Source organism: Komagataeibacter sp. FXV3 (assembly GCF_015155755.1).
Taxonomy (GTDB): domain Bacteria; phylum Pseudomonadota; class Alphaproteobacteria; order Acetobacterales; family Acetobacteraceae; genus Komagataeibacter.
In genome coordinates this window covers 1-1875 of the sequence record NZ_VWPI01000186.1, presented here as the reverse complement: position 1 = coordinate 1875, position 1875 = coordinate 1, and the positions used below count along the sequence as shown (strand labels likewise).

The following is a 1875-nucleotide window of genomic DNA, read 5'->3' as shown; positions in this document are numbered from 1 at the left end:
TCAGCCAATGCGGTCAGCGTGGGCAACGCCGTCCCTCAGCGAAACGAGAATGGCGGGGGCCTGTCCGTCAATTATACCAAGGCGTTTGACTTTGGTGACTTCTCATCCACGACAGCGATCGATTTCTTTCGTCGTGATGACATGGACAACTATGATGGTTCTTCCGTTCATGTTTCTGACTATAGATGGAATGATACGGCCATAGCGCAATCGCATGACATGCACCTGCGTATGAACCTAGCAAAGATTTTTCACCTGACCGTTGGCATTTTTGAAGCATATGACAAGATAGACGGTGATTACACCAGTGACCGTACACAGTCTAGCAGCGGGATTAGTCTAGATAATCATTTCTCTCAGCAGAACCTGTCCACGGGGATTTATGTAAACACGGTTACCAATATTACAAAAAAACTGGATTTCATTGCATCAGGTCGGTTTTCTTATGATGAACGTGGTTTTGACGGTGGATCAAAATATGCGGAAATCAGTGCCAGCAGTTCAAGACTTTTGCCTCCGTATAATGCCCGGGTAGGTGATGCGCTCACTGGGGTAAATGAACGCCATGACTATCATCGTTTTACCGGGCGTGTGGGCCTACGTTACCAGATTGTGCCGGGCACTTACGCATACGGCACGATTTCAAATGGCTATAAGGCGGGTTCATATTTTGCCGCACCCGTGCTGGCGGCCGGAGCGCTTGATTATGTCAAGCCGGAAAACCTGATTGCATATGAAGTCGGTATCAAATCCTCTCTTCTGCACGACAGGCTTGAGGTGGAAGGCTCTCTGTTCGACTATGAATATCACAACCGCCAGACCCTGTTCTTCGCACCGATAACGACAACCGAGAACTCGCTTACGCTTGGCACGATCCCGCGTGCGCGCACCCGTGGTGGTGAACTGTCCACCACGCTGCATAACCTGGTGCCCAACCTCGATATCCGGGGTTCCTTTGCCTATCTTGATGCACAGGTCAAAAGCCCGGTGAATTATATCAACGGCTTGTCTCTGGATCCACCGGTCGCACGCAACTCCTCCCTACCTGATTCTCCCCGCTTTTCATGGAGCGCGGTAGCCCGTTACAATATCAATGTAAACCGCTATCAGGTAACGCTACAGACTAGCTACACGTGGAAAGACAACATGTTGACCGGACTTGGTGATAACAACGCCAAGAGCAGCAAGATTGGCTCCCTCGGTCTGCGAATGGAGGTTGGCCCCAAGACAGGCAAATGGACTGCCGCCGTGTATGTTGACAATCTGCAAAACAGTAAGGGCAGTTTATATGCCTTTACCGGAAGCGATAATAACAAAGTACAATACATCCAGACACCCCGATGGATTGGTTGCGAATTACATTATAACTTCTAGTAGCCTGTCGGGTTGGCCATTTTGAAGGTCATAAGGCGAGACTAACCTAGGCTCAGGACCCATTGATTTGATTGTGGAAATCTGATTCAGGCTCCGTGAGGAGACTGGAGATGAGCGACCTGTTTTGGCTGACGGACAAACAAATGGAGCGTCTGCGGCCCTTTTTCCCAAAGAGCCATGGTAGAGCCCGCGTTGATGACCGCCGCGTGCTGAGCGGCATCATTTTTGTCAATCGGAACGGCTTGCGCTGGCGCGGTGCACCCCGGGAATACGGTCCACATAAGACGCTCTACAACCGTTGGAAGCGCTGGGGCGCCACGGGGATCTTCGCCCAGATGATGGACGTGTTGATTTTCACTGAGAACTGACCCGGTTTTTTCATCAGGAATTGACCCAGCCAGCTGCTATTTCAGGCATAGTCGGGCGGGCGGTCAAGAAGAGGATCTGTCCTTTCTGTTTTTTGACGCGGCGGTGCTGGCGCGGAACCTGTAGCTGTCATTT

1 protein-coding gene and 1 pseudogene are annotated in these 1875 nt (G+C 51.0%); both read left to right on the top strand.

From position 1 onward, the window contains the following. Nucleotides 1-1374 (top strand): TonB-dependent receptor (locus tag F1542_RS16830; protein WP_193734004.1); only part of this gene is annotated, 1374 nt, incomplete at its 5' end. Between the two features lie 110 nt (nt 1375-1484). Continuing rightward, nucleotides 1485-1715, top strand: a pseudogene (locus F1542_RS16825) (transposase); the annotation flags it as partial. Between the last annotated feature and the right edge of the window lie 160 nt (nt 1716-1875).